The sequence below is a fragment of the Mesorhizobium yinganensis genome, assembly GCF_040081985.1.
GTDB classification, from domain to species: Bacteria; Pseudomonadota; Alphaproteobacteria; order Rhizobiales; family Rhizobiaceae; genus Kumtagia; species Kumtagia yinganensis.
The window spans coordinates 1-19,600 of sequence record NZ_JBEBMH010000004.1 but is presented as its reverse complement, the minus strand read 5'-3'; the positions used below and the strand labels follow the sequence as shown (position 1 = coordinate 19,600).

At 62.1% G+C, this 19,600-nt stretch carries 20 protein-coding genes and 5 pseudogenes; 20 read left to right on the top strand and 5 right to left on the bottom strand.

What is annotated here, in order from left to right; genetic code table 11:
* Both ABMA59_RS10245 and ABMA59_RS10240 read right to left on the bottom strand, forming a co-directional pair.
* Positions 1-813 (bottom strand): SDR family NAD(P)-dependent oxidoreductase, encoded by an 813-nt coding sequence (locus tag ABMA59_RS10245; RefSeq protein ID WP_349005250.1) that lies wholly within the window; start codon positions 811-813, stop codon positions 1-3.
* Positions 761-2,467 (bottom strand): AMP-binding protein, encoded by a 1,707-nt coding sequence (locus ABMA59_RS10240; RefSeq protein WP_349005249.1) that lies wholly within the window; start codon positions 2,465-2,467, stop codon positions 761-763. The genes ABMA59_RS10245 and ABMA59_RS10240 overlap by 53 nt, the downstream gene beginning before the upstream one ends.
* A gap of 225 nt (positions 2,468-2,692) precedes the next feature.
* On the opposite strand from ABMA59_RS10240, the gene ABMA59_RS10235 reads away from it, so the two are divergent.
* From ABMA59_RS10235 to ABMA59_RS10185, 11 genes and pseudogenes are all read left to right on the top strand, one after another.
* Positions 2,693-3,889, top strand: a complete 1,197-nt coding sequence (locus ABMA59_RS10235; protein WP_349005248.1) for an ABC transporter substrate-binding protein — start codon at positions 2,693-2,695, stop codon at positions 3,887-3,889.
* A 39-nt stretch (positions 3,890-3,928) separates the two neighbouring features.
* Positions 3,929-4,816 carry a branched-chain amino acid ABC transporter permease gene (locus ABMA59_RS10230; RefSeq protein WP_349005247.1) on the top strand — a complete coding sequence of 296 codons (888 nt, stop codon included), beginning with the start codon at positions 3,929-3,931 and terminating at the stop codon, positions 4,814-4,816.
* A 10-nt stretch (positions 4,817-4,826) separates the two neighbouring features.
* Positions 4,827-5,756 (top strand): annotated as a pseudogene (locus ABMA59_RS10225) (branched-chain amino acid ABC transporter permease).
* Positions 5,731-6,477, top strand: coding sequence for an ABC transporter ATP-binding protein (locus tag ABMA59_RS10220; protein ID WP_349005246.1), 747 nt, complete (start codon positions 5,731-5,733; stop codon positions 6,475-6,477). Before ABMA59_RS10225 ends, ABMA59_RS10220 begins: the two are co-directional and overlap by 26 nt.
* Positions 6,474-7,202 (top strand): ABC transporter ATP-binding protein, encoded by a 729-nt coding sequence (locus tag ABMA59_RS10215; protein WP_349005245.1) that lies wholly within the window; start codon positions 6,474-6,476, stop codon positions 7,200-7,202. Before ABMA59_RS10220 ends, ABMA59_RS10215 begins: the two co-directional genes overlap by 4 nt.
* 4 nt (positions 7,203-7,206) lie before the next feature.
* Positions 7,207-8,109 (top strand): branched-chain amino acid ABC transporter permease, encoded by a 903-nt coding sequence (locus ABMA59_RS10210; protein WP_349005244.1) that lies wholly within the window; start codon positions 7,207-7,209, stop codon positions 8,107-8,109.
* On the top strand, positions 8,109-9,005 hold the full coding sequence (locus ABMA59_RS10205; RefSeq protein WP_349005243.1) for a branched-chain amino acid ABC transporter permease: 897 nt from the start codon (positions 8,109-8,111) through the stop codon (positions 9,003-9,005). Before ABMA59_RS10210 ends, ABMA59_RS10205 begins: the two co-directional genes overlap by 1 nt.
* On the top strand, positions 9,005-9,706 hold the full coding sequence (locus ABMA59_RS10200; RefSeq protein ID WP_349005242.1) for an ABC transporter ATP-binding protein: 702 nt from the start codon (positions 9,005-9,007) through the stop codon (positions 9,704-9,706). The genes ABMA59_RS10205 and ABMA59_RS10200 overlap by 1 nt, the downstream gene beginning before the upstream one ends.
* Positions 9,699-10,415: an ABC transporter ATP-binding protein gene (locus ABMA59_RS10195; protein ID WP_349005241.1), complete on the top strand. Its 717-nt coding sequence runs from the start codon at positions 9,699-9,701 to the stop codon at positions 10,413-10,415. Before ABMA59_RS10200 ends, ABMA59_RS10195 begins: the two co-directional genes overlap by 8 nt.
* A gap of 14 nt (positions 10,416-10,429) precedes the next feature.
* A complete protein-coding gene (locus ABMA59_RS10190; RefSeq protein WP_349005240.1) occupies positions 10,430-10,894 on the top strand; it encodes a FixH family protein in 465 nt (154 codons plus the stop codon).
* A gap of 121 nt (positions 10,895-11,015) precedes the next feature.
* Positions 11,016-11,687: a TetR/AcrR family transcriptional regulator gene (locus tag ABMA59_RS10185; protein ID WP_349005239.1), complete on the top strand. Its 672-nt coding sequence runs from the start codon at positions 11,016-11,018 to the stop codon at positions 11,685-11,687.
* Between the two features lie 289 nt (positions 11,688-11,976).
* On the opposite strand, the gene ABMA59_RS10180 is transcribed toward ABMA59_RS10185, so the two are convergent.
* Entirely contained in the window at positions 11,977-12,564 is a 588-nt protein-coding gene (locus ABMA59_RS10180; RefSeq protein ID WP_349005238.1) for a zinc-binding dehydrogenase, read from the bottom strand.
* Positions 12,565-12,634: 70 nt separating this feature from the next.
* On the opposite strand from ABMA59_RS10180, the gene ABMA59_RS10175 reads away from it, so the two are divergent.
* Positions 12,635-13,258, top strand: coding sequence for an outer membrane protein (locus ABMA59_RS10175; protein WP_349005237.1), 624 nt, complete (start codon positions 12,635-12,637; stop codon positions 13,256-13,258).
* Between the two features lie 252 nt (positions 13,259-13,510).
* Positions 13,511-14,797 (top strand): annotated as a pseudogene (gene tnpC / locus ABMA59_RS10170) (IS66 family transposase); the annotation flags it as partial.
* A gap of 296 nt (positions 14,798-15,093) precedes the next feature.
* Here the strand turns inward: tnpC (ABMA59_RS10170) and ABMA59_RS10165 are convergent.
* Positions 15,094-16,054, bottom strand: a pseudogene (locus ABMA59_RS10165) (transposase).
* 105 nt (positions 16,055-16,159) lie between these two features.
* Here ABMA59_RS10165 and ABMA59_RS10160 point away from each other — a divergent pair.
* From ABMA59_RS10160 to ABMA59_RS10130, 7 genes and pseudogenes are all read left to right on the top strand, one after another.
* Positions 16,160-16,429, top strand: a pseudogene (locus ABMA59_RS10160) (transposase domain-containing protein); the annotation flags it as partial.
* Positions 16,430-16,601: 172 nt separating this feature from the next.
* A complete protein-coding gene (gene tnpA, locus ABMA59_RS10155; RefSeq protein WP_349005236.1) occupies positions 16,602-17,015 on the top strand; it encodes an IS66-like element accessory protein TnpA in 414 nt (137 codons plus the stop codon).
* Positions 17,012-17,365: an IS66 family insertion sequence element accessory protein TnpB gene (gene tnpB, locus ABMA59_RS10150; protein WP_127868754.1), complete on the top strand. Its 354-nt coding sequence runs from the start codon at positions 17,012-17,014 to the stop codon at positions 17,363-17,365. The genes tnpA and tnpB overlap by 4 nt, the downstream gene beginning before the upstream one ends.
* Before the next feature lie 83 nt (positions 17,366-17,448).
* On the top strand, positions 17,449-18,033 hold the full coding sequence (locus tag ABMA59_RS10145; RefSeq protein ID WP_349005235.1) for an IS66 family transposase: 585 nt from the start codon (positions 17,449-17,451) through the stop codon (positions 18,031-18,033).
* A gap of 9 nt (positions 18,034-18,042) precedes the next feature.
* A pseudogene (gene tnpC, locus ABMA59_RS10140) lies at positions 18,043-18,755 on the top strand (IS66 family transposase); the annotation flags it as partial.
* Positions 18,753-18,986 (top strand): transposase domain-containing protein, encoded by a 234-nt coding sequence (locus ABMA59_RS37160; protein ID WP_425475901.1) that lies wholly within the window; start codon positions 18,753-18,755, stop codon positions 18,984-18,986. The pseudogene tnpC (ABMA59_RS10140) and the gene ABMA59_RS37160, both read left to right, overlap by 3 nt.
* 4 nt (positions 18,987-18,990) lie before the next feature.
* Positions 18,991-19,167: a hypothetical protein gene (locus tag ABMA59_RS10130; protein ID WP_349005234.1), complete on the top strand. Its 177-nt coding sequence runs from the start codon at positions 18,991-18,993 to the stop codon at positions 19,165-19,167.
* Positions 19,168-19,281: 114 nt separating this feature from the next.
* Here the strand turns inward: ABMA59_RS10130 and ABMA59_RS10125 are convergent.
* Positions 19,282-19,600: transposase (locus ABMA59_RS10125; RefSeq protein ID WP_349005233.1), on the bottom strand; the 319-nt coding region annotated here is incomplete at its 5' end.

Below are 19,600 nucleotides of genomic sequence, written 5' to 3'. Positions count from 1 at the left end.
TCAAGCTGGGAGGCGCGCGCCGCCGTCCAGGCGGAGCAGCGAGCCGTTGAGATAAGGGTTTTCGATAACGACCTTCACCAGCGAAGCGAACTCCTCGGGATGGCCCATTCTGCTGGGATAAAGGAGTGCTCGCTTGAGCGCTTCGGTTCCCTTCTCGCTGATCTGCTCGAAAAGTTCGGTCTTGAATAATCCCGGCGCTATCGCGACGCAGCGAACGGAATGCTCCGCAAGGTCTCTGGCAACAGGCAGGGTGAGGCCGACAATCCCGGCTTTGCTTGCGGCATAGGCCGCCTGTCCCTTCTGTCCGTCCTCAGCGGCGATCGAGGCGGTGTTGACGATCACACCTCGTTCTCCGGTTTCGGGATCGGGCTCGTTACCGATCATACGGGCTGCGGCAAGACGCATGACATTGAACGTACCCGACAGGTTGATGTCGAGAACACGCCGCCACAGTTCAAAGTCGTGCGCTGCGCCCCGCGAAACGATCTTTGCCGAAGACGAGATCCCGGCGCAATTGATTGCCGCCCGAATGAAGCCGAACCGGCCAATTGCCGTTTCAAGCCCCGCCTCGACCTGATCTGGATCGGTCACATTCGCGACCGCAATCGCTGTCGTTTCGACGCCGAGTTCTGACTGGACTTCGTGCAGTTTCTGCTGGTTGAGATCCATCAACAGCAGGTTTGCGCCTGCCTTGTGCAACGTCCTCGCCGTCGCTCGCCCGAGCCCTGAGCCGGCGCCGGTGACAACACAAAGCATGCCCTCAACCTGCATTGATCGCCTCCTTTCCAGGCAAAGTGACAAGCGTTCCTTCACGCAGTTCCTTGCGGACCACGAAACGCTGGATTTTTCCGGAGGGAGTTTTTGGCAGTGCCCCTGTGAAATGGACCCGGCGAGGATAGGCGTGGGCGGCGAACTTCGTCTTGACCCATGATTGAAGCTCCTTCACGAGAGCCTGGGAGGGATCGGAACCTGGATGCAGCACGATCACGGCCTCCAGTACCTCGCCACGAACCGTGTCTGGAACGGCAACCACCGCAACCTCGGCGACAGCCGGATGCGTGACCAGGACGGATTCGACCTCGAACGGCCCGATACGGTAGCCGGCCATGATGATGATATCGTCGTCGCGTGCGCTGAAGTAGATGTAGCCGTCCTCGTCCATTCGGGCGGTGTCTCCCGACAGATACCAACGGCCGGCGCCAGCGAACTTCTCGCGCGATTTGCCAGGTTCATCGATATAGCCCACGAACCAGGCGAAGGGGCTATCGGCCAGTTCGAACGCCAGGCGCCCGACGGACCCGACTGGCGCGATTTCGTCCGTGTCGATGTGCAGGATCAGTGGACTCCAGCCCGGCATGACATGGCCCATTGACCCTGTCTTCAAGGGTTTGCGCAGCGCTGGGTGATGATGGTTGTTCACCAGCATTCCGGCTTCCGTCTGTCCAAAATGATCGTGCACAAGGGTTCCTAGTGCCTCACCAGCCCACTCGTTGACCTCCGGCGTTAGCGGCTCGCCTGCACTGCTCGCGCAACGCAGAGACAGGTTCGGCTTGCCGTCACAGGCGAGGAGAGACCTGTAGACAGTAGGCGCGGCGGTCAGGTTCGTGACGCCGAACCTCGAAAGCACGCCATAGGTTAGGTCCGGTGAGAATCCGGCAGTCAGCATGATGGAAGGCACGCCGGTGGACAGCGTCACAAGAATCCCGAAGTAAAGACCATATGCCCATCCCGGGTCGGCCGCGTTCCAGAACACATCATCCGGGCGCACGTCCAGCGCGAACTCACCATAGGCCTGGAAGCTGGCCAGCGCCTTTGCGGGCACTGCCACGCCCTTGGGATTACCGGTGGTTCCGGAGGTATAAATCTGGATAAAAGGGGAGGAGCCGCCGATCGCGACGCTGCCGAACCCAGGCTTTCCCTCCGAAAGCAACGTGTCGAATGACAGTTCTCCTTCGTCCCGGGTTCCCGTCGTCAGGATCTTCCAAGACGGATGGAAATCCTTCTCCACGCTGAAATCCAGCTTCTTCTTCTGGGCCTCGTCGCAGATGACGAGTTTCGCGCCGGAGGCTTCGAGGCGCAACAGGATTGCGGGCGGCGCGAAGGCGGTGAAGAGGGGGACATGAACCGCGCCCATGCGCCAGATCGCGAGGATCGCTACCAGGTATGCGCGGCTCTTGCCCATCAGCGTCGCGATGCGGTCGCCCTGTTTGAAGCCTTGCCTGGTCAACGCGTCGGCAAGCCTCTCGGACTCTTCCCGCAAAGCGCCATAGGTGAGCGCGGTCGACGACAGGTCGTCAGCGACGATCGTGTACGCGATCGCCGCCGGTTCATGACGATCGCACAGATGTTTCGCGACGTCGAACTTCGCGTGGTCGTAGAGCGCGATAAGCTCCGCAACCCGAGCGCCGGGATCCAATTGGCTGGTCATCTCTTTCCTCCCTGGCAGCGACGATCCTGCGACCGCCATCACTGAACATGTGTTCAGGAAGGCTATGGCTCGACTGAACACTTGTCAAGCGCGCTTGCCCTCCGGTCGTCAGAACCGGTTTCCAAATGCACTTGACAAGTGTTCAGGGCCTCAATAGCGTTCGCTGAACATCTGTTCAGGAATGAGGAGGCCAAGTGGTTTGGCAACCTGGACCGATCTTATCTCGCCGGCTTGGCGGTGGCTCACAAAGGGAGGATTCGTGCAATGCACTACCAGGGCATGACCATTTTCGCGTCCGTTCTCGCGGGATTGACGCTCGCGTCGCCGGCGCTCAGCAGTGAACGGGCGATCAAGGTCGCCGGCTTCGGAGCGAAATCAGGCGTTGTTCGCATCTTCGGCGTCAATAGCGAAGCGGCCCTGAAGGCCGCGGCCGAGGAAATCAATGCCAGCGGCGGCGTCAAGCTCGGCGACGGCACTGTCGGCAAGTTTGAGATCACCTACTATGACGACCGGTGCAATGCCGAGGAAGGTATATCGGTCGTCCGCAGAATTGCGACAACCGACGCCATCATCGGTGTCGGCCCGAGTTGTTCGGGTGTGGCGGAATCGCTGTTCGGCATTCTCCAGAAGAAGGTCGGCGATGCGAGCGACACCGGCCTGCAATTCCCTATCCTGACCGACGTCGCCGCCAAGATTGGCCTGGCCAGCATTTCCGACTGGTCGTTCCGCAATGTGCCGAACGAACTCGCGATGTATGATTCGCTTTTTGGTTGGGTGAAGCAACAATATCCCGACCTCAAGACGGTCTATGGCGGGGTCGAGAGTGATTTCGCCCACTCCAACTCCACTTTCGGAATCATGAAGGCGCAGGCCGAAGCTCACGGCTTCGAACTGATGGGCCAGGGCGACTGGCTCCTGAACGACACGACATTCTCTAACCAGGTGCGTGAGATGCGCCGCGCGCAACCGGATATCGTGGCGATCTCGGCCCATTCGTTCACCACCTGCGGAGCGCTGCGCGAAATGGAGCGGCAGGGCGTAAAGCCCAAGCTCCTGATCGGCCTTACCAGCGCTTCGACCATCGAGACGATCCAGGGGTGCGCCCCGCAGGCGGAAGGCATGCTTATCCCCACAGGCTTTGCGCCGATCAACGATGAGGCCCGAAAGGCCGCGGAGCAGATCGCCGCGCAGGGCGGAAGCGCCGACATCCATAGCGCCGCCGCCTATGAGATCCTGTTCATTCTGAAGGACGTCATCGAGACGCAAGGGGTGATGGCACAGGCCGATACCGTTACCACGGATCGCGAAAAGATGCGCGAAGGCCTCGCCAATGTGAAGGAAACGACCGGTCTGCTGGGTCCGGTCACCCGCACGGATGACCGTGAGGCGATCAAGCCTTTTGTCTTCGTGCAGGTAAAGAACGGAAACTGGGAAATGGCCCACGACCCGAGCGCGCAATAAGCGCGGTCGCTCGACCCAACTTCATCCAGGGAGTGAGACGTGGACCCCTTCTTTGTTATCGATTCGTTCCAGTCGCTGGCGGACGGCGTGCTCTACGGCGCGACCTATGCCCTGATCGGCCTGGGGTTCACGCTCATCTTCGGAGTGATGCACAAGATCAACCTGTCCTACGCTGCGGCCTCGATCGGCGGCGCCTACGCCTCCGTCATGGTGCTGCAATCTGTGTCGGCGCCTGTCTTCGTAGTCTTCCTTCTGGCCGCGCTGGCAGGCGGGCTGATCGGGCTGCTCGTCTATTTCGCGTGCTTCCATTTCATCTCCCCGATGCACCCCCTCGCCATGCTCATGGCGACTCTCGGCATGTTGCTATTCATCGACGAGGTGATCGTCCATTCGACGAATGGCATTCCGCTGTCGTTTCCGGCACTTACCAATGAGTCGATCCTGATCGGAGAGTTCTATTTCCGCGGCGACCTGATCGCCGTGTTCCTGACCGCCTGCGCCTGCATGGCGGGACTGCTTTGGCTTCTGCACCGCACGAAACTCGGCCTTGCGACAAGAGCTGTTGCGCAGCAGCCGACGGCGGCACGTCTCTGCGGCATTAAGGTTACGACCGTCAACGCCCAGCTCTTCATCATCACCGGGCTTCTCGGCGGTATTGCCGGCGCGATGATCGGCGCGGCCGTCGGTGTGCTTTCGCCGCTTCTGGCGTTGCCGCTGACAGTGAAGGGTCTGATCGTCACGGTCATTGGCGGATTGGGCAGCGTACCGGGCGCGATCATCGCGGGGCTGGTCGTTGGCGGTCTCGAAAACCTATTCCAGTTCCTTCGCGGAGTGGGGGAGCGGGATATCTATGTGATGTTCCTGCTGTTCATCTTCCTCATTCTTCGCCCGAACGGCCTGTTCGGCTCGTTCTCGGCACGAGACTGAGGGCGACACGATGGATTTCTATTACGGCCTCATCCAGGTCATCGGCATCCATACCCTTCTTGGTCTGTCGGCCTACTGGATTCTTTTGACCGGGCAGGTCAGTCTCGCTCAGGCGGCCTTCTTCGGTATTGGCGCCTATGTCGCCGGCATGCTGACGACGCTTTGGGGCTGGCCCCTCATCCCGGCCCTGCTTGCAGCCGCACTTGTCTCGGGCTTCATCGCGTTACTCGTCGGCTTCCCAGCACTGAGGGTCAAGGGGCTGATGCTCGTCGTTGCCACGATCGCGTTCAGCGAGATGGTCCGGCTTTTCTTCTTCAATCTCAGCTTCCGCGTCAATGTCGGCGACATCCAGCTCGGACCCTCGGGCGGTGAAGGTTTCAGGCAGATCCGGTACTTCCCGGTCAACGGCTGGAGTGTTTTCGATGTGATGACCTTCATATGGGTTTTCGTGCTGCTGGCGCTCGCCTTGCTGTGGTGACTGGACCGGTCCCGGATCGGAGCCGTGCTTCGCGCGGTCGGTGAGGACGAGCTTGCAGCGCAGGCTACGGGCATCAACGTAACCGCGGTCAAGGTTCTGGCCATGACCGTCGGCGGCGTCATTGCGGGACTCGGCGGGGGGCTTTTCGCGCACTACACCACCCATATCGAACACACACAGTTCGGAATCGTGCTCGCGGCCTTTGCCCTCTCCTATCCGATCCTCGGGGGGCTGTCCGGCGTCTTCGGGACTGTGCTCGCGGTCATCTTCGTCCAGGGCTTCCTCGTGGAAGGCTTGCGCTTCATGGGTGATTGGCGAAGCCTCGTCTTTGGCCTGTTCATCGTCCTCGTCATGAACCTGCGGCCAGAAGGATTGCTGAATGGCCGATTCATCCAGGCGCGACGTGCCGCCAAGACCAGGAATGGGGAGGGCGAGAATGCTCAAGGTCAGCTCGCTCAGTAAGAATTTTGGAGGCATCAAGGCGCTCGACAACCTGACGCTCGAAGTCGAGGACGGCGAGATTCATGGCCTCATCGGCCCAAACGGCTCTGGCAAGAGCACGACGGTGAACCTTATATCCGGGCTATACGCGCCATCGTCCGGTACGGTCGAGTTCCTCGGATCCGACATCACCGCGCTTCCCCTGCATCGCCGTACCGGCGTTGGGATCAGCAGGACGTTCCAGAACATCCGTCTGTTCGGCAAGCTGAGCGTCTGGAAGAATCTTTGGGTTGCCCAGCAGGGGGAAGCTGGCGCGGGTATGGGCGGTTTCCTGCGCCGGTGGGCCGGCGGGGAAGGCAAGGCGCGCGAGACCATCGACGAAATCCTCGAGTTCTCGTCTCTCCAGCACAAGCGCGACGTCGCTGCCGCCAATCTGTCGTTCGGCGAGCAGCGCCGGCTCGAACTGGCGCGGGCAATCGCAGCGAAGCCGCGGCTGATCCTCATGGACGAGCCTGCCGCCGGCATGAACCAGGAGGAAATCGCCGACCTCGAGGCGAGGATCCGCGACCTGAAGCGTCGTGGCGCGACGGTCCTTCTGATCGAACATCATATGGATCTGGTCATGTCCGTCAGCGACCGGATTACCGTGCTGAACTTCGGCCGCAAGATCGCGGAGGGGACGGCTGAGGCCGTGCAGTCCGATCCGGCCGTTCAGGAAGCTTATCTTGGAGTCGCAGCATGACCGCGCTTCTCACCGTATCGGACGTCGTGACTTCCTACGGGAAGATCATGGCGCTGAGGGGCGTTTCGCTTCGCGCCCAGAAGGGGCAGGTCACCTGCCTGCTCGGTCCGAACGGTGCTGGAAAGACAACTCTGATGATGACGATCTCCGGTCTGATCAAGCCGCAGGCAGGCAGCATCCGATTCCTCGACAGGAACATCGCCGGCGCTTCCGCAAGCTCGATCGTGAAAGCGGGCATGGCGCTCGTTCCGGAAAACCGGCTGGTGTTCAGGGACATGAGCGTCATGGAGAACATGGACGCGGGCGCGATCACGCGCAGGGATCGCGATAAGGTGGCCGAAGACCGCGAAAGGCTCCTGCAGCGGTTCCCGCGCTTGCGGGAGCGTTCGAAACAGCAGGCCGGAACGCTGTCGGGCGGCGAACAGCAGATGCTCGCCATCGCGCGGGCGCTGATGTCGAATCCCACCCTGCTGATGATGGACGAACCGTCTGTCGGGCTTGCCCCGCTGGTCGTACAGGAAATCTTTGAAGTGATCGCAGAATTGAAGAAGGACGGTGTGTCGATCTTCCTCGTGGAGCAGAACGTCCACATGGCGCTGAAGGTCGCGGATCACTTTTACCTGATGGATCACGGCCGCATCGCCTTCGATGGCGCACCCGACGCCATCGCAGAGGACGAGGTGATCAGCCGGGCCTATCTCGGAGAGCGCCGCGAGGCGCATTAGCGGAATGCTGGTCGACCTGGTCCAGAACACGATCGAGGGTCTGGCCAACGGCTCCGCCTATGCGCTGATTGCGCTGGGCTTCACGCTGATCTTCGGCGTCGTGGGAAGGCTCAACCTTGCCTACGGCGCCACGATCATGATCGGCCTCTATGCCGGCATCTTCGTCCATGCCGAGTGGCAGGCGGGCTGGATGGTGGTCGCCGCCACCACCCTTCTCGGCTCTGTCGCCGCCGGCATCTATGTCGAACGACTATGCTTCGCGCCGATGCGTCAAGGGGCCGCGATCACCGCCATGGTCGCGAGCTTCGCGATCTGGATGCAACTCGAGGAAGTGGCCACGCTCGGCCTGCCCAGGCATTCCTATCCGTTCCCGCCCCTTGTCACAGGCCCTGCGATCGAGATCGGACCGTTCCTGCTCCGCCGCGAGCATCTATTCATGCTCGTCGTCGCGCTCGTCGTCATGGTGGCGCTGGAATGGCTAGTAAGGGCGAGCCGCTTCGGTCTCGCGCTGCGGGCAATTGCGGAAAATCCGCGCGCGGCGCGTTTCGTGGGACACAATGTCGAACGCTCGTTGTTCCTCGCCTTCATGCTCGCTTCAGCCGTCGGCGGTGTCGCCGGATGGCTGATCGCGTCCACCGACCAGCAGGTCACGGCGATGTTCGGCATGTGGGCCACCTTCAAGGGCCTTGTGGCAGCCATGCTGGGTGGACTCGGCTCGCTCTCGGGGGCGGTTATCGGCGGACTCCTCTTGGGTGTGGTCGAGGCATATGCACTTTGGACCTTTGGGCCACAGGTTCGCGACCTGTCAGCCTACCTGATTCTCTTCCTCCTCCTAGTCCTGCGGCCGGGCGGGTTGCTCGGCCAGGTGCATGCCCTGCGGGACGCCGACACGCGAAGGAGGCTATGATGGACTCCTTCACCATCGGCGTCGTCTCCAACATCGGGATGATGTCGCTGCTGGCGCTCTCTGCCTATCTGCTGCTGCTTGTCGGCGAGGTTTCGTTCGGCCAGCAGGCATTCTTCGGTATTGGCGCCTACGCGGCAGGCATCGCCACCGTACTTTGGGGCTGGCCCTTGATGGCGGCTCTCCTCTTCGCCGCCTTCTGCGGCTCGGCCACCCAGCTCGGCGTCGCGCTCCCAACCCTGCGTCTGCGCGGGTTCTACTTCTCGGTCGCGACGCTCGCCTTCGCGGAAGCCGTTCGCATCGTGTTCGAGCTGTTCCGCTATCGCCGTGAGGTAGATGGCGGGCTTGCCGGCCCCGACGGCGAGCACGGTTTCCGGGATATCCGTTACATCTACGACAACGGGATCGGAACGCAGGACTTCTTGGTGTTGATCTGGACGCTGCTCGTCCTCGCTCTGATCGCCTTCATCGTCCTCGAGCGCAGCCGCATCGGCCCGCGGCTGCGGATGATCGGCGAGGACGATGTCATGGCCGCCCTCAACGGCATCGACGTGGTCCGCTGCAAGTTGGCAGCATCGGCCGGAGCCGGGGCGCTGGCCGGCCTCGCCGGCGGCTTCTACGCGCATTCCGTCACATATATCGAGCCGGGCGTGTTCAACGTCATGCTTGGCGTCCATACGCTTGCCTATGGCCTCATCGGCGGGCTCGGAACGGCGTTCGGACCGCTGCTAGGCGTGCTGATCGATATAGGCTTCCTGGAATCCTTCCGCGGTCTGTCGCAGTACCGCATGATCGTCTTCGGCGGTCTGGTGGTCCTGCTCCTGATCCTGCGACCGCGCGGACTGCTCGACGAGATTGCGGTCAACCGGCTGGCCGGACTTTTCCGGAGGGCGCAGTGATGCTCTCTCTCGACCGCGCCACGTTGCGCTTCGGCGGCGTCACCGTGCTCGACGCCATCGACCTGCATGTCGGTCACGGAGAGGTGCTCGGCCTCCTAGGGCCGAACGGCTCCGGAAAAACGAGCCTGATCAACGTCGTGACAGGGATCTATCCGCTTAGCGAAGGGCGCGTCCTGATCGACGGCGAGGATGCGACCTTCCTGCCGCTGCACGAGATCGTGGCGCGTGGGGTGGCTCGCACCGTGCAGGCAACGCGGCTCTTCGACAGGCTCACGGTCCTCGAAAACGTCCGGCCGGCGCAGGGCTGCCCGCGCGTTGCGGTCGAAGCGCTGCTCGAGAAAGTCGGGCTCGCCGACCGGAGGCACGCCATGGCCTCGACGCTGGGCTTCGCGGACCGGCGGCGGCTGGACCTCGCACGCGCGTTGGCCTTGCAACCCAAGCTGCTGTTGCTGGACGAGCCCGCGAGCGCGCTGACCGCTGCTGAGACGAATGCAATGGCAGAACTGCTTGCGCGTATCGCTTTGCCGGGACGCGCCGTCATCGTGGTCGAGCACAAGATCGACCTGATCGCAACACTCTGCCCGCGCGCCGCCGTCCTGCATATGGGTCGCAAGGTAGCTGAAGGATTGCCGGCAGAGATCCGTGACGACGATTTTTTGCGCGAAGTCTACTTCGGCGATCGGGAGACCGCCGATGCTTGAGGTGCGCGATGTTACGGTACGCCAAGGCGCGATAGCTGCCGTCCGCGGCGCGTCGCTCGATGTCGGGGCGGGCACGATCGTCGCCCTGATCGGCGCCAACGGTGCGGGAAAATCCTCTTTGCTCGAAGCGATCTCCGGGATGAAGCGGCCTATCGAGGGGCGCATAAACTTTCACGGCGAACGCATCGACAAGATGCCGTCGCATGAGGTGCTGGCGCGAGGCATGGCTCATGTGCCTGAGAATCGTCTGATCTTCACGCGATTGACAGTTGGTGAAAACCTGGCTGTAGCCGCGACCGCGCATATGAGCTCGGCGCTCGCGAGGAGAAGGCGCGAGGCCGTTCTGGAACGATTTCCGGAACTCGCTTTGCGGCTCGATGAACCCGCATCCGTCCTGTCCGGAGGGCAGCAGCAGCTTCTCGCTGTGGCGCGCGGACTCATGACCAAACCGAAGCTGCTAATCCTGGACGAACCCACGCTCGGGCTTTCTCCGATTGCCACAGCGTCGATGTTTTCTCTGATCGCGGACCTTCGAGTGGACGGCTCGGCGATCCTGCTGGTCGATCAAAATATCAATCGCACGCTCGCCATCGCCGATACGGCTTACCTGATCGACAACGGCGAAATCGCGCTATCCGGGCCGGCAAGAGCCTTGCCTGACAATCCCAGGCTTGCCGAGGCCCTCCTCGGGACTGCCCGAAACAGTTAATGGAGGAGAATATCATGAAATGTAAGACGGCTTTCGCGATCTCCATGCTGGCGCTGGCCGTCGTGCCCGCCGCATCGCACTCCAGGCTTGAGGCTGCCCTTGCCTGCACTGCGACACAGGACTATCTCCACTATGAGTGCACGGTGCGTATTGCCGACACCGCTTCGAACGAGGCGGTTGAAGGACTGACTGTCGAGGTCAAGGCCGACATGCCGTCGATGCCCATGGCCCACAACATCCCCCCGGTCACGGCCCAGCCGACCGGTGAGCCGGGCGTCTATGCCTTCCCGATCAACCTGGATATGTTCGGTAACTGGGCCTTTTCGATGCAGTTGTCGGGCACACGCGAAGACATGATCGTGGAAGTGCTGGGCCTTCGGGCCGGCGAGGCTCAAGCCGGGCAGGCCTTGACGGAGAAGTCGGGCGATCGCTCGGACGAACCCGGGTCCGATCGCGAGGGCCATCACAAGTCGCATTGACTTGAGCCTGGGCCATTCTCGCTGGGGCGCATAGGGATGCTGGGAGTATCGTGTCAGGGCGATGGACGGCTGAACAGGCGGACAGTACTGTCTAGCCGGAAGGTCAAACAGGAATGATTGCATGCAGAACGCGCTCACGCTCGAAACGAAATGGTTCTCGGAGCATGAGATCAAGATCATCCGAGGCACTTACGCCGCGATGGCAAGGATCGGGACACAGCAATTGTCCTTGCGTCGTATCGCCAAGGAGCTGGATGTCAGCCCGGCCCTGCTGGCCTACCATTTCGGCACAAGAGACGAGCTTCTTATCGCCACCATGCATTGGGCGCTTGCCGGAACGGTCCGCCGCATCAAACGCCATGTCGACGGTATCACCGACCCGCTGGCAGCCCTTTCGGCGCTGATGGATGCCGTCTTCGTAAACCCGCAGAAGAACCGTGACTTCCATCTCATCTACATGGACCTCGTCCAGTATTCGGTCAGGCAGGAGTCCTACCAGCACCTTGCGGATTTGCTGCGCGAGCATATCGACGGGTCTTACGCTGCGGTCATTTGCCAAGGCGTCGATGTCGGCGTGTTCGAGGTCGACGATGTCGATCTGGCGGCGCGGCGAGCTCGCTCCCTCGTCGAAGGCGGTTTCTTCCAATGGCTGCAGGACGACGATTGGCAGCGCACGCACCGTATGCTCCGGGACGACTGCCACCTGTCCCTTTTACGGCTATTTGAGACGAGGTCCCGAGAGGTAAAACCGGCGTTCGAGACTGTGAAAACTCAAAAAAGTCAAGCGGAGTGACTGGAGGAATGTCTATCCGACGAGCCAACTCAAAGCTGCCAGGCTCGATCCAGCCCGCGTTGTCGGTGCTGATCGTCACCCACCAGCATAAGCCGGTGGGTGAATGCTCCACTGCCTGAAGGCGGCGGCTCGGGCTACGACTCTAAGGCGGATTGGTCCACCTGAAGCGCAGAGGGTGCCCCAGTGATGATAGCGTGTTTACGGCCGCCGCTTACCGCAAGGTTCGTAGACACTCTTCAACATCATGGCATCGGGCGGTGCGGCACCCCTCAAATCTCAGGTAATCAACTCACCACAAAAAAGAAATCATATTTCTGCTAATTGTTCCATTCTCTAGCTCAACAAATAAATCGTTGATATCGCTCAGTTTTATAAAGTGGACTATGGAGTCAAGGTCAAGACTGACTTCTGTATTATACTCGATCATTATCACGAAGCTATCGATTGAGTTCTCAGATCTGCAGTGCATGCCTTTGAGGAGTTGTTCGCGGCGGACGATAGTTGCAGTCGGACTTTCAATATTAATATTGTCCTTAGGCATCCCGATCGTAATCGCAATCCCATCACGGGCATGAATGTCTGCAGACAATTTGATGGTTTTTGGGATGCCGACTGCTTCGAAGGCGTGATCAACTCCTTCAGGTGCAATCCGTTCCAACGCCCCCATGGGATCCTGCTTTTGGGCATTGATAGAGTAGGTAGCACCCAAACGTGTGGCAAGATCCAGCGATTCCTCGGTCGTATCGATCGCGATGATCTGCCCAGATCGACGGATTCGGGCACCTTGAACCGCGCTTAGCCCGAACCCTCCGCAACGCCAGAAACATTTCTTAACGCAACAAAAAACTGCGCAACCTGGAAAGGAGCGATTGTGCATCCGTCGCAGCTGGCCCGATGCACAAAGCGCACCGGTCTGCTGCCCTTTTTGTCAATGTTGGGACATCCAGATGCGTCAGAAACTGATCGCCTTCATCGCCACGGCCGCGTTCGCGGCCTCGCCTGCTTTCGCCGCCGACGCTATCGTGGTCGAGCCAACCTATGAACCTCAGGCAATCTACAGTGCCTACGATTGGACCGGCGTCTATATCGGCGTGCAGGGAGGCTATGCCTGGACAACGCTGACTGCGCCGGGCGGCCGGGAGGAAGACCGGGATGGAGGATCCGCAGGTTTGCACGGTGGCTACAACTTCCAGCATGGAAATTTTGTCTTCGGCATCGAGAATGACATTAACTACAATTGGGGTGACGATGCCGACAATGGTCAGGTTGGCTTGGAGCTGGACGGTTCCCTGAGGGGCCGGCTCGGTTACGCCTTGGATCGCACTCTCTTCTACGGAACCGCCGGCATAGCCGCAGCACAGGCCGAGCTTGAGCTTGGCAGAGTTAAGGAAGACGACCTCTTGATCGGCTGGACCGCCGGCGCAGGCGTGGAGCACGCCTTCACCGATAACATCACTGTACGTGCCGAGTACCGCTACACCGATTTTGGCAGTGCCGATTTCGGCCCGATTCTGGGCGAGCACGATGTCAGCCGGAACAAGGTCGGTTTTGGCGCGAGCTACAAGTTCTGAGTCCAGTAGTGGCTCGCTCGATCGCACGCCGCGGCTGCCGGAGGACGATTTGCGGATCCAACATCCGGAAAGAGAGAGACTGCCGGTTACCGCCGGCAGTCCGAACCGGCGGATCAGGAAGACCTTGGGGTCAGGACCTATGCTGCTTGCCTGCGGTTCCGAGAGGAACCGACTGCTGGAATGGCGTCTTTTGTCGTCTCCCTTGATGGCCGGTAAGCGGATCGACAGCCAACTCGCTTCGCAGTGGCATTTGAGCGCGCAGGAAAGCGTCGAGCCAACCGTGGCTCGTTGCCGGCGCATCTGCCTCGCATCGAAACGATCATCGACATCGACGATCACGTCTGTCAGTGCTGTTGCAATGGACTGCACCGGATCGGCGAGGATGTGAGCGAGCGGCTCGACATCGTTCCCGCGCAACTGCGGGTGATCGTTGTGCGCCGGCCTAAATACGCCTGTCGCGCCTGCGAGGGTGTTGTCGCGCCGGCTCCCGGCCGGCATCGCAGGCGGCCTGCCGACCGATGCGACGGTTGCCCAAGGGCTGGTCTCCAAATATGCCGATTACCTGCCGCTCTATCGCCAGGCGCAGATCTACGCCCGGCAGGGCATCAATCTCGATCGCTCCACGCTCGCAGACTGGGTCGGCCGTGCCGCCTGGCATCTGCGTCCGGTGCACGCCCGGCTGCTGGAGAAACTGAAGGCCTCGCCCAAGCTCTTTGCCGACGAGACCACCGCCCCGGTGCTCGACCCCGGCCGCGGCAAGATCAAGACCGGGCAGCTATGGGCCTACGCCCGCGATGACCGGCCATGGCAGGGAGCCGACCCGCCGGGCGTTGCCTATGTCTATGCGCCGGACCGGAAGGCTGAGCGACCGATTGCCCATCTTGTGGGCTTCACCGGTATCCTCCAGGTCGACGGTTATGGCGGCTATCGCGTGCTCGCCGACAAGAGCGGCGTCATGCTCGCGTTCTGCTGGGCGCACGTGCGCCGGCGCTTCTACGAACTCGCTACGGCCGGTCCCGCGCAGATCGCGAGCGAGATGCTCCGGCGGATTGCGGAACTCTACAGAATAGAGGACGACATCTGAGGACGGACGGCCGATCAGCGGCGTGCCACGCGCGTCGGGAAAAAGAGCCGGCCGATCATCGCCGACCTCGAACCCTGGCTGCACGAGAAACTCGGGCTGATCAGCCAAAAGACAAAGCTCGCCGAAGCCATCCGCTACACGCTCTCGCGCTGGGAAGGTCTCACGCGCTTCCTCGACGACGGCCGCATCAAGATCGACTCCAATACCGTCGACGCTCGATCCACCCGGTCACGCTCAATCGCAAGAACGCACTCTTCGCCGGTTCGGATGGCGGCGCCGAGCATTGGGCGGTCGTCGCCTCGCTGATCGAAACCTGCAAACTCAACGGCGTCGAGCCACTTGGCTACCTCGCCGACGTTCTCACCAGGATCGTCAGCGGCCACCCCAACAGCCAGATCGACGATCTCCTGCCCTGGGCCTACATTCAGGCGCCCGAGCTCAGGGCCGTGGCCTGAGAACAGCGCTCTGATGTCCGCTGTCAAGGTTTGGAGCGCGAGACTGTCCGATCCGGGGGAACGGCTGCTCATTCGGATAATCGCACCTGGGTGGAAGCGGAACTGAAGGACGTCGGTGATCAAGCTCTGATGCGCGGGTTGGCTACCGCATTCCCGATTGTGCGTCCGGGGCTGTTCCTATCTTACTGCGGGCGTCGGCGAGGTTGCCGGCCACAAAGCGTCTGACGGGCGTTCCCCTGCCATGGTCCCGCCTCCGCCCATGTGCGAAAGATGTATATCGCCGCGGCGGCGGCCGATCAGGCTGGTTGCGCCTCCCTTGCAACGGCCCACATGAAGCCGGCCAGCTCACGGGCGATCGCTGTGCGGACCACATTTGTCTTCTTGCCTCGTCCGCTCAACATTCGATAGCGGGCCGTCAGCCGGGTCTGCGCCTTCCAGGCAATCTCTCGCACCTTTGGCGATGCTTGTTCCAGACGGTAGAGCTCTTTCGCACCGACCCTCGGCGGATGCCTGTAGGTCCAGCGCTCTCGACCAGCATGTGGCGAACCCGGCCGTTCCCCGCCTTGGTGATGCCGCCCCGTTTGACTGCCGATTTCGGTGGCGAATGTTACGGCAACGATCAGTTCTACGCCGCACAATGTCTGCAGCGCGCGCACGACCGGCGCCAGCGACCAGGCAGGAACGAACTCCTCGATCACATGCGCCAGCCGCTCGACCCGCTCTTTCGAGATGCGGACCGCTTCGACCATTTCCTGGAGCGCGATCTGGTGCGCGGGGTGATCGAACGGTTGCTCTTGCAACCAGGGCAGATAGCGCATCGTCCAGCCCTTTTTGCGAGGATAGATACGTCCGTGATTGAGCATGAAGGCGCTCACATGCTGCCAGTGGGCGCGAAGTGTCTCGACCGCGGCCGCCCGACAGCGGACGAGATCCCGCATGGCTTCGTGACCTTCATCGGGAACCCATACCGCCGTCAGTTCGCCGGCGCGCAGCAGGCGTGCCAACCACCATGCATTCATGGCCGAGTGATCGGATCAGCCGATACAGACCATAGCCGGTCGGGCCGGCCTCGTAGCAGAAATGGATACGATAGAACTTGCCGGCGATCCGCTGGATAACTCGGCGCATGCTCGTATTCGATGCGTCGACCTCGCCGAAGAAGCGAACTTCTCCCTTCCGGCCGGAACCGGCAATCGCGATTGCGTTCCTCAGCTTCGCGACATCGATTCCGACAAATGCCTCACTATAATCTGCCACGGCTCGTCCTCCTGTGATGAGGATCGGCTCGGCCCGTCCGAGCAACCCTCGGACGCGCAGTCTAGGGCGAGCCACCTCACCTACAGAGGCGGACATACGGTCTTACGCTATACCAACGACGGCCGGCTCGAGATGACCAACAACGCCGCCGAACGCGCCATCCACCCACACGCCGTCGGGCGCAAGAACTGGCTCTTCGCAGGCTCCGACACCGGCGGCGAGCGCGCGGCGCTCATGTACACCATCATCGAGACCGCCAAGCTCACCGGCGTAAACGTCGAGGCCTACCTCGCCGATGTCATCGAGCGCATCGGCGACCATCCGGCCCGCCGCATCGACAAGCTGCTGCCCTGGAATTGGAAGGCCGCCATCTGAGCAAGGGCCGTCATCCGACGCATACCAAACACTGGGTTACGCCGCAAAACCAGAAAGCCCTCCGCGCCACTCCAAAGTACGCGCCCGGTGATGGCCGCCTTCCGGGGTGGGGTTCGGATCGGATAGGGGTCGGTCTCTGGACGCTGAAGATAGTGTCCGCGAGCGGAGCTTAATGGACACGATCGCGACGGATGGAGTGGCTGGCCAGGATACTCGTGGCGAGACAACGCGGGCTCGCCGGCGCAAGTCATATACGCTCGAAGAGAAGCAGCGGCTGGTGGCTGAGAGCTGTGAGCCCGGGGCGTCGGTGTCGCTGGTGGCGCGGCGGCACGACATCAATGCGAACCTGTTGTTCACGTGGCGCCGGCAGATGCGCCCGCCGGCGTCGGTGGCTTCGCCGCTGGAGTTGATCCCGGTCGAGGTCATCAGCAGCGTGCCGGCTGCTGCACCAACCGCGGCGGGTGGGGCGGAACAGCGCGGTGTGATCGAAATCGTCCTAGTCGGCGGCGTGCGCGTGCGGGTGGATGCCGCGGTCAGCGAGGCAGCGCTGCGGCGGGTGCTGTCGGCTCTGAAGGCGGCGGCATGATCGCGCCCGGGTCTGGGGTGAGGGTCTATCTGGCAACGCAGCCATGCGACATGCGCAAAGGGATGGATGGCTTGGCCGCCCAGGTCCAGAACGTGCTGGCCACCGATCCCTTCTCCGGGGCGCTGTTTGTGTTCCGGGGCAAGCGCGGCGACATGTTGAAGATCCTGGCTTGGGACGGAAGCGGGCTGTGCCTGTTCGCCAAGCGCTTGGAGCAAGGAAAGTTCGTCTGGCCGCCGATCGTGGCGGGTCGGCTTCAGCTGACACCGGCCCAGTTGGCCTTGCTCGTTGAAGGAATTGATTGGCGGCGGACGGTCGCACCGGAACCGGTCACGCGCCCCGAAGCCATCTAAATAAGTTCCTGATTCCAAGGATTTATTCTCGCTCGCGAGTCATGACTTTGCTATAAGCCGGCATGTCTCTCGCCACAGCGGAATTGCCGTCGGATCCGGACGCGCTGCGCGCGTTCGCAGCGGCTTTGCAGGCCGAGCTCTACGCCAAGACGCTGTATATCGAGAAGCTGAAAGCCCAGTTGGCGACGCTGCGGCGCGCGCGCTTCGGCCAGTCGTCCGAGAAGCTCGATCGCCAGATCGATCTGCTCGAGCTAATCATCGGCGATCTGGAGGAGGCCGAGGCCGCTAGCGAAGCCCGTCAGGATGCGACTGCGGCGATGCCGGGCGCAATGCCGGCGCCGACCAGGCCGCAGCGCGTGGGCAATCGCCGGCCGCTGCCCGATCACCTGCCGCGTGAGGTCATCACACACGCCGGGGTCTGTGCCTGCCCGGCCTGCGGTTCCGAGCGGCTGCGCAGGATCGGCGACGATGAACGCGAGGTGCTGGAATATGTGCCGTCACACTTCAAGGTCGTCGTGCATGTGCGGCCGAAGCTGAGCTGCCGGGACCGCGAGGCCATCACCCAGCCGTCGATGCCGAGCCTGCCGATCGAGCGCGGCAGACCCGGCCACGGGCTAATCGCCCATGTGCTGGTCTCCAAATATTGCGACCACCTGCCCTTGAACTGACAGTCCGGCATTTACGCCCGCGAGGGCGTCGACCTGGATCGATCGACCCTGGCCGACTGGATCGGACGGGCCGCCTGGCTGGTGGCGCCGGTGGCCGAGCGCATCGGCGACTACGTTCGCGCCGGCCCGGCCATCCATGCCGACGACACGCCGATCCCGGTTCAGGATCCCGGACGCGGGCGCACCAAGAGCGGCCGGCTATGGGTCGTTGTGCGCGACGAAGGCACCTGGGGCTCGCCCAATCCGCCGGCGGCTTTCTATCGCTACTCGCCTGACCGCAAGGGCGAGCACGCCCAAGTCCTGCTGGCGCCGGCATCCGGCTTCCTGCGTGCCGACGCCTATGCCGGCTTCGACAAGCTCTACGAACCGGATCCGATCACCGGTCGCCCGCGCCTGGAGCCGGTCGCGTGTTGGGCCCATGCCAGGCGCGAACTGTTCGACGAGCACGCCAAGACCAAATCGCCGATCGCGCGTCAGGCACTGGACAAGATCGGCGCGATCTTCGCCGTCGAGCGCGAGATCAACGGCCGCAGCGCCGCGGTTCGACTGGCTGTGCGTCAGGCTCAATGCGTGCCACTGCTGGCCGACCTCTGGGCAGGATCAGCCGCAAAGGCGACCTCGCCAAGGCCATCCGCTACAGCCTCAACCGCTGGGAGGCGCTCTGCCGCTTCACCGAAGATGGCCGTCTCGATATGACCAACAATGCCGCCGAACGGGCGATCCGCCCCCTGACGCTAGGACGACGCAACTGGACCTGCCTCGGCTCGGATTCCGGCGGCGAGCGCGCCGCGGTCGTCTACACCCTGATCCAGACCTGTAAGCTGAACGGCATCAATCCGGAGGCCTATCTCGCCGACCTGATCGGCCGCGTCAGCGACCATCCGGCCAATCGCATCGACGAACTTCTCCCCTGGAACTGGCGCACCCGATCCGACACCAGACTGGCGGCCTAACACCATGGCTGCGATCACCCGGGTCTACACCCTCCCACTCGCCGCCGAAATGCTCGGCGAGGATGCCGACCTACTGTGGGAGGTCTATGTCGACATGGAACCCGAGGACGGTTGCCTCTGGGTCTACGGACCCGGCGATCAGCAGATCCCCCCTTCACAGACTTCGGCCCCGAAAGCCTGACCGACTTCATCCGCGAGCACAAAGCCAATCGCGGCAGCGGTCAAAACTATGGCCGGTAACAGCCCCGGGTCATGACCGGGCGCTTACTCCGTCGACCGTGAAGAATGAAGCGGATCAGGCTGGGCGAGTTTTTGTCTGGCAGTTGATGGCTGCGATGAGCAGGCACAAAAGGTTCCCGAACCACCTGAGCAGGAGCGAGAAGTTGTAGCCTGCGGCGGCGAGGATGGCGTTGATGGCGTCGTCGTGCTGGCCGGCGAGATGGTTGCGGTCCATGCGGTGCTCGTTCTTGATGTGGCCGATCACCGGCTCGACCGCGGATCGCCGCCGCATCAGGCGCTTGATGGTCGATGTGACACGCCGTTTCTGGCCGGCGGTGAAGACCCTGAACTTGTGGGTGTCGGGTGCGTTGTGGCCGCGATATCCGGCATCGGCG

Bases quoted from the DNA above. Each gene is read 5' to 3' on its own strand.
- ABMA59_RS10240 (WP_349005249.1), bottom strand. From the start codon at position 2,467: ATGGCGGTCGCAGGATCGTCGCTGCCAGGGAGGAAAGAGATGACCAGC.
- ABMA59_RS10235 (WP_349005248.1), top strand. From the start codon at position 2,693: ATGCACTACCAGGGCATGACCATTTTCGCGTCCGTTCTCGCGGGATTG.
- ABMA59_RS10220 (WP_349005246.1), top strand. From the start codon at position 5,731: ATGCTCAAGGTCAGCTCGCTCAGTAAGAATTTTGGAGGCATCAAGGCG.
- ABMA59_RS10215 (WP_349005245.1), top strand. From the start codon at position 6,474: ATGACCGCGCTTCTCACCGTATCGGACGTCGTGACTTCCTACGGGAAG.
- ABMA59_RS10210 (WP_349005244.1), top strand. From the start codon at position 7,207: ATGCTGGTCGACCTGGTCCAGAACACGATCGAGGGTCTGGCCAACGGC.
- ABMA59_RS10205 (WP_349005243.1), top strand. From the start codon at position 8,109: ATGGACTCCTTCACCATCGGCGTCGTCTCCAACATCGGGATGATGTCG.
- ABMA59_RS10200 (WP_349005242.1), top strand. From the start codon at position 9,005: ATGCTCTCTCTCGACCGCGCCACGTTGCGCTTCGGCGGCGTCACCGTG.
- ABMA59_RS10195 (WP_349005241.1), top strand. From the start codon at position 9,699: ATGCTTGAGGTGCGCGATGTTACGGTACGCCAAGGCGCGATAGCTGCC.
- ABMA59_RS10190 (WP_349005240.1), top strand. From the start codon at position 10,430: ATGAAATGTAAGACGGCTTTCGCGATCTCCATGCTGGCGCTGGCCGTC.
- ABMA59_RS10185 (WP_349005239.1), top strand. From the start codon at position 11,016: ATGCAGAACGCGCTCACGCTCGAAACGAAATGGTTCTCGGAGCATGAG.
- ABMA59_RS10180 (WP_349005238.1), bottom strand. From the start codon at position 12,564: ATGCACAATCGCTCCTTTCCAGGTTGCGCAGTTTTTTGTTGCGTTAAG.
- ABMA59_RS10175 (WP_349005237.1), top strand. From the start codon at position 12,635: ATGCGTCAGAAACTGATCGCCTTCATCGCCACGGCCGCGTTCGCGGCC.
- tnpA (WP_349005236.1), top strand. From the start codon at position 16,602: ATGGACACGATCGCGACGGATGGAGTGGCTGGCCAGGATACTCGTGGC.
- tnpB (WP_127868754.1), top strand. From the start codon at position 17,012: ATGATCGCGCCCGGGTCTGGGGTGAGGGTCTATCTGGCAACGCAGCCA.
- ABMA59_RS10130 (WP_349005234.1), top strand. From the start codon at position 18,991: ATGGCTGCGATCACCCGGGTCTACACCCTCCCACTCGCCGCCGAAATG.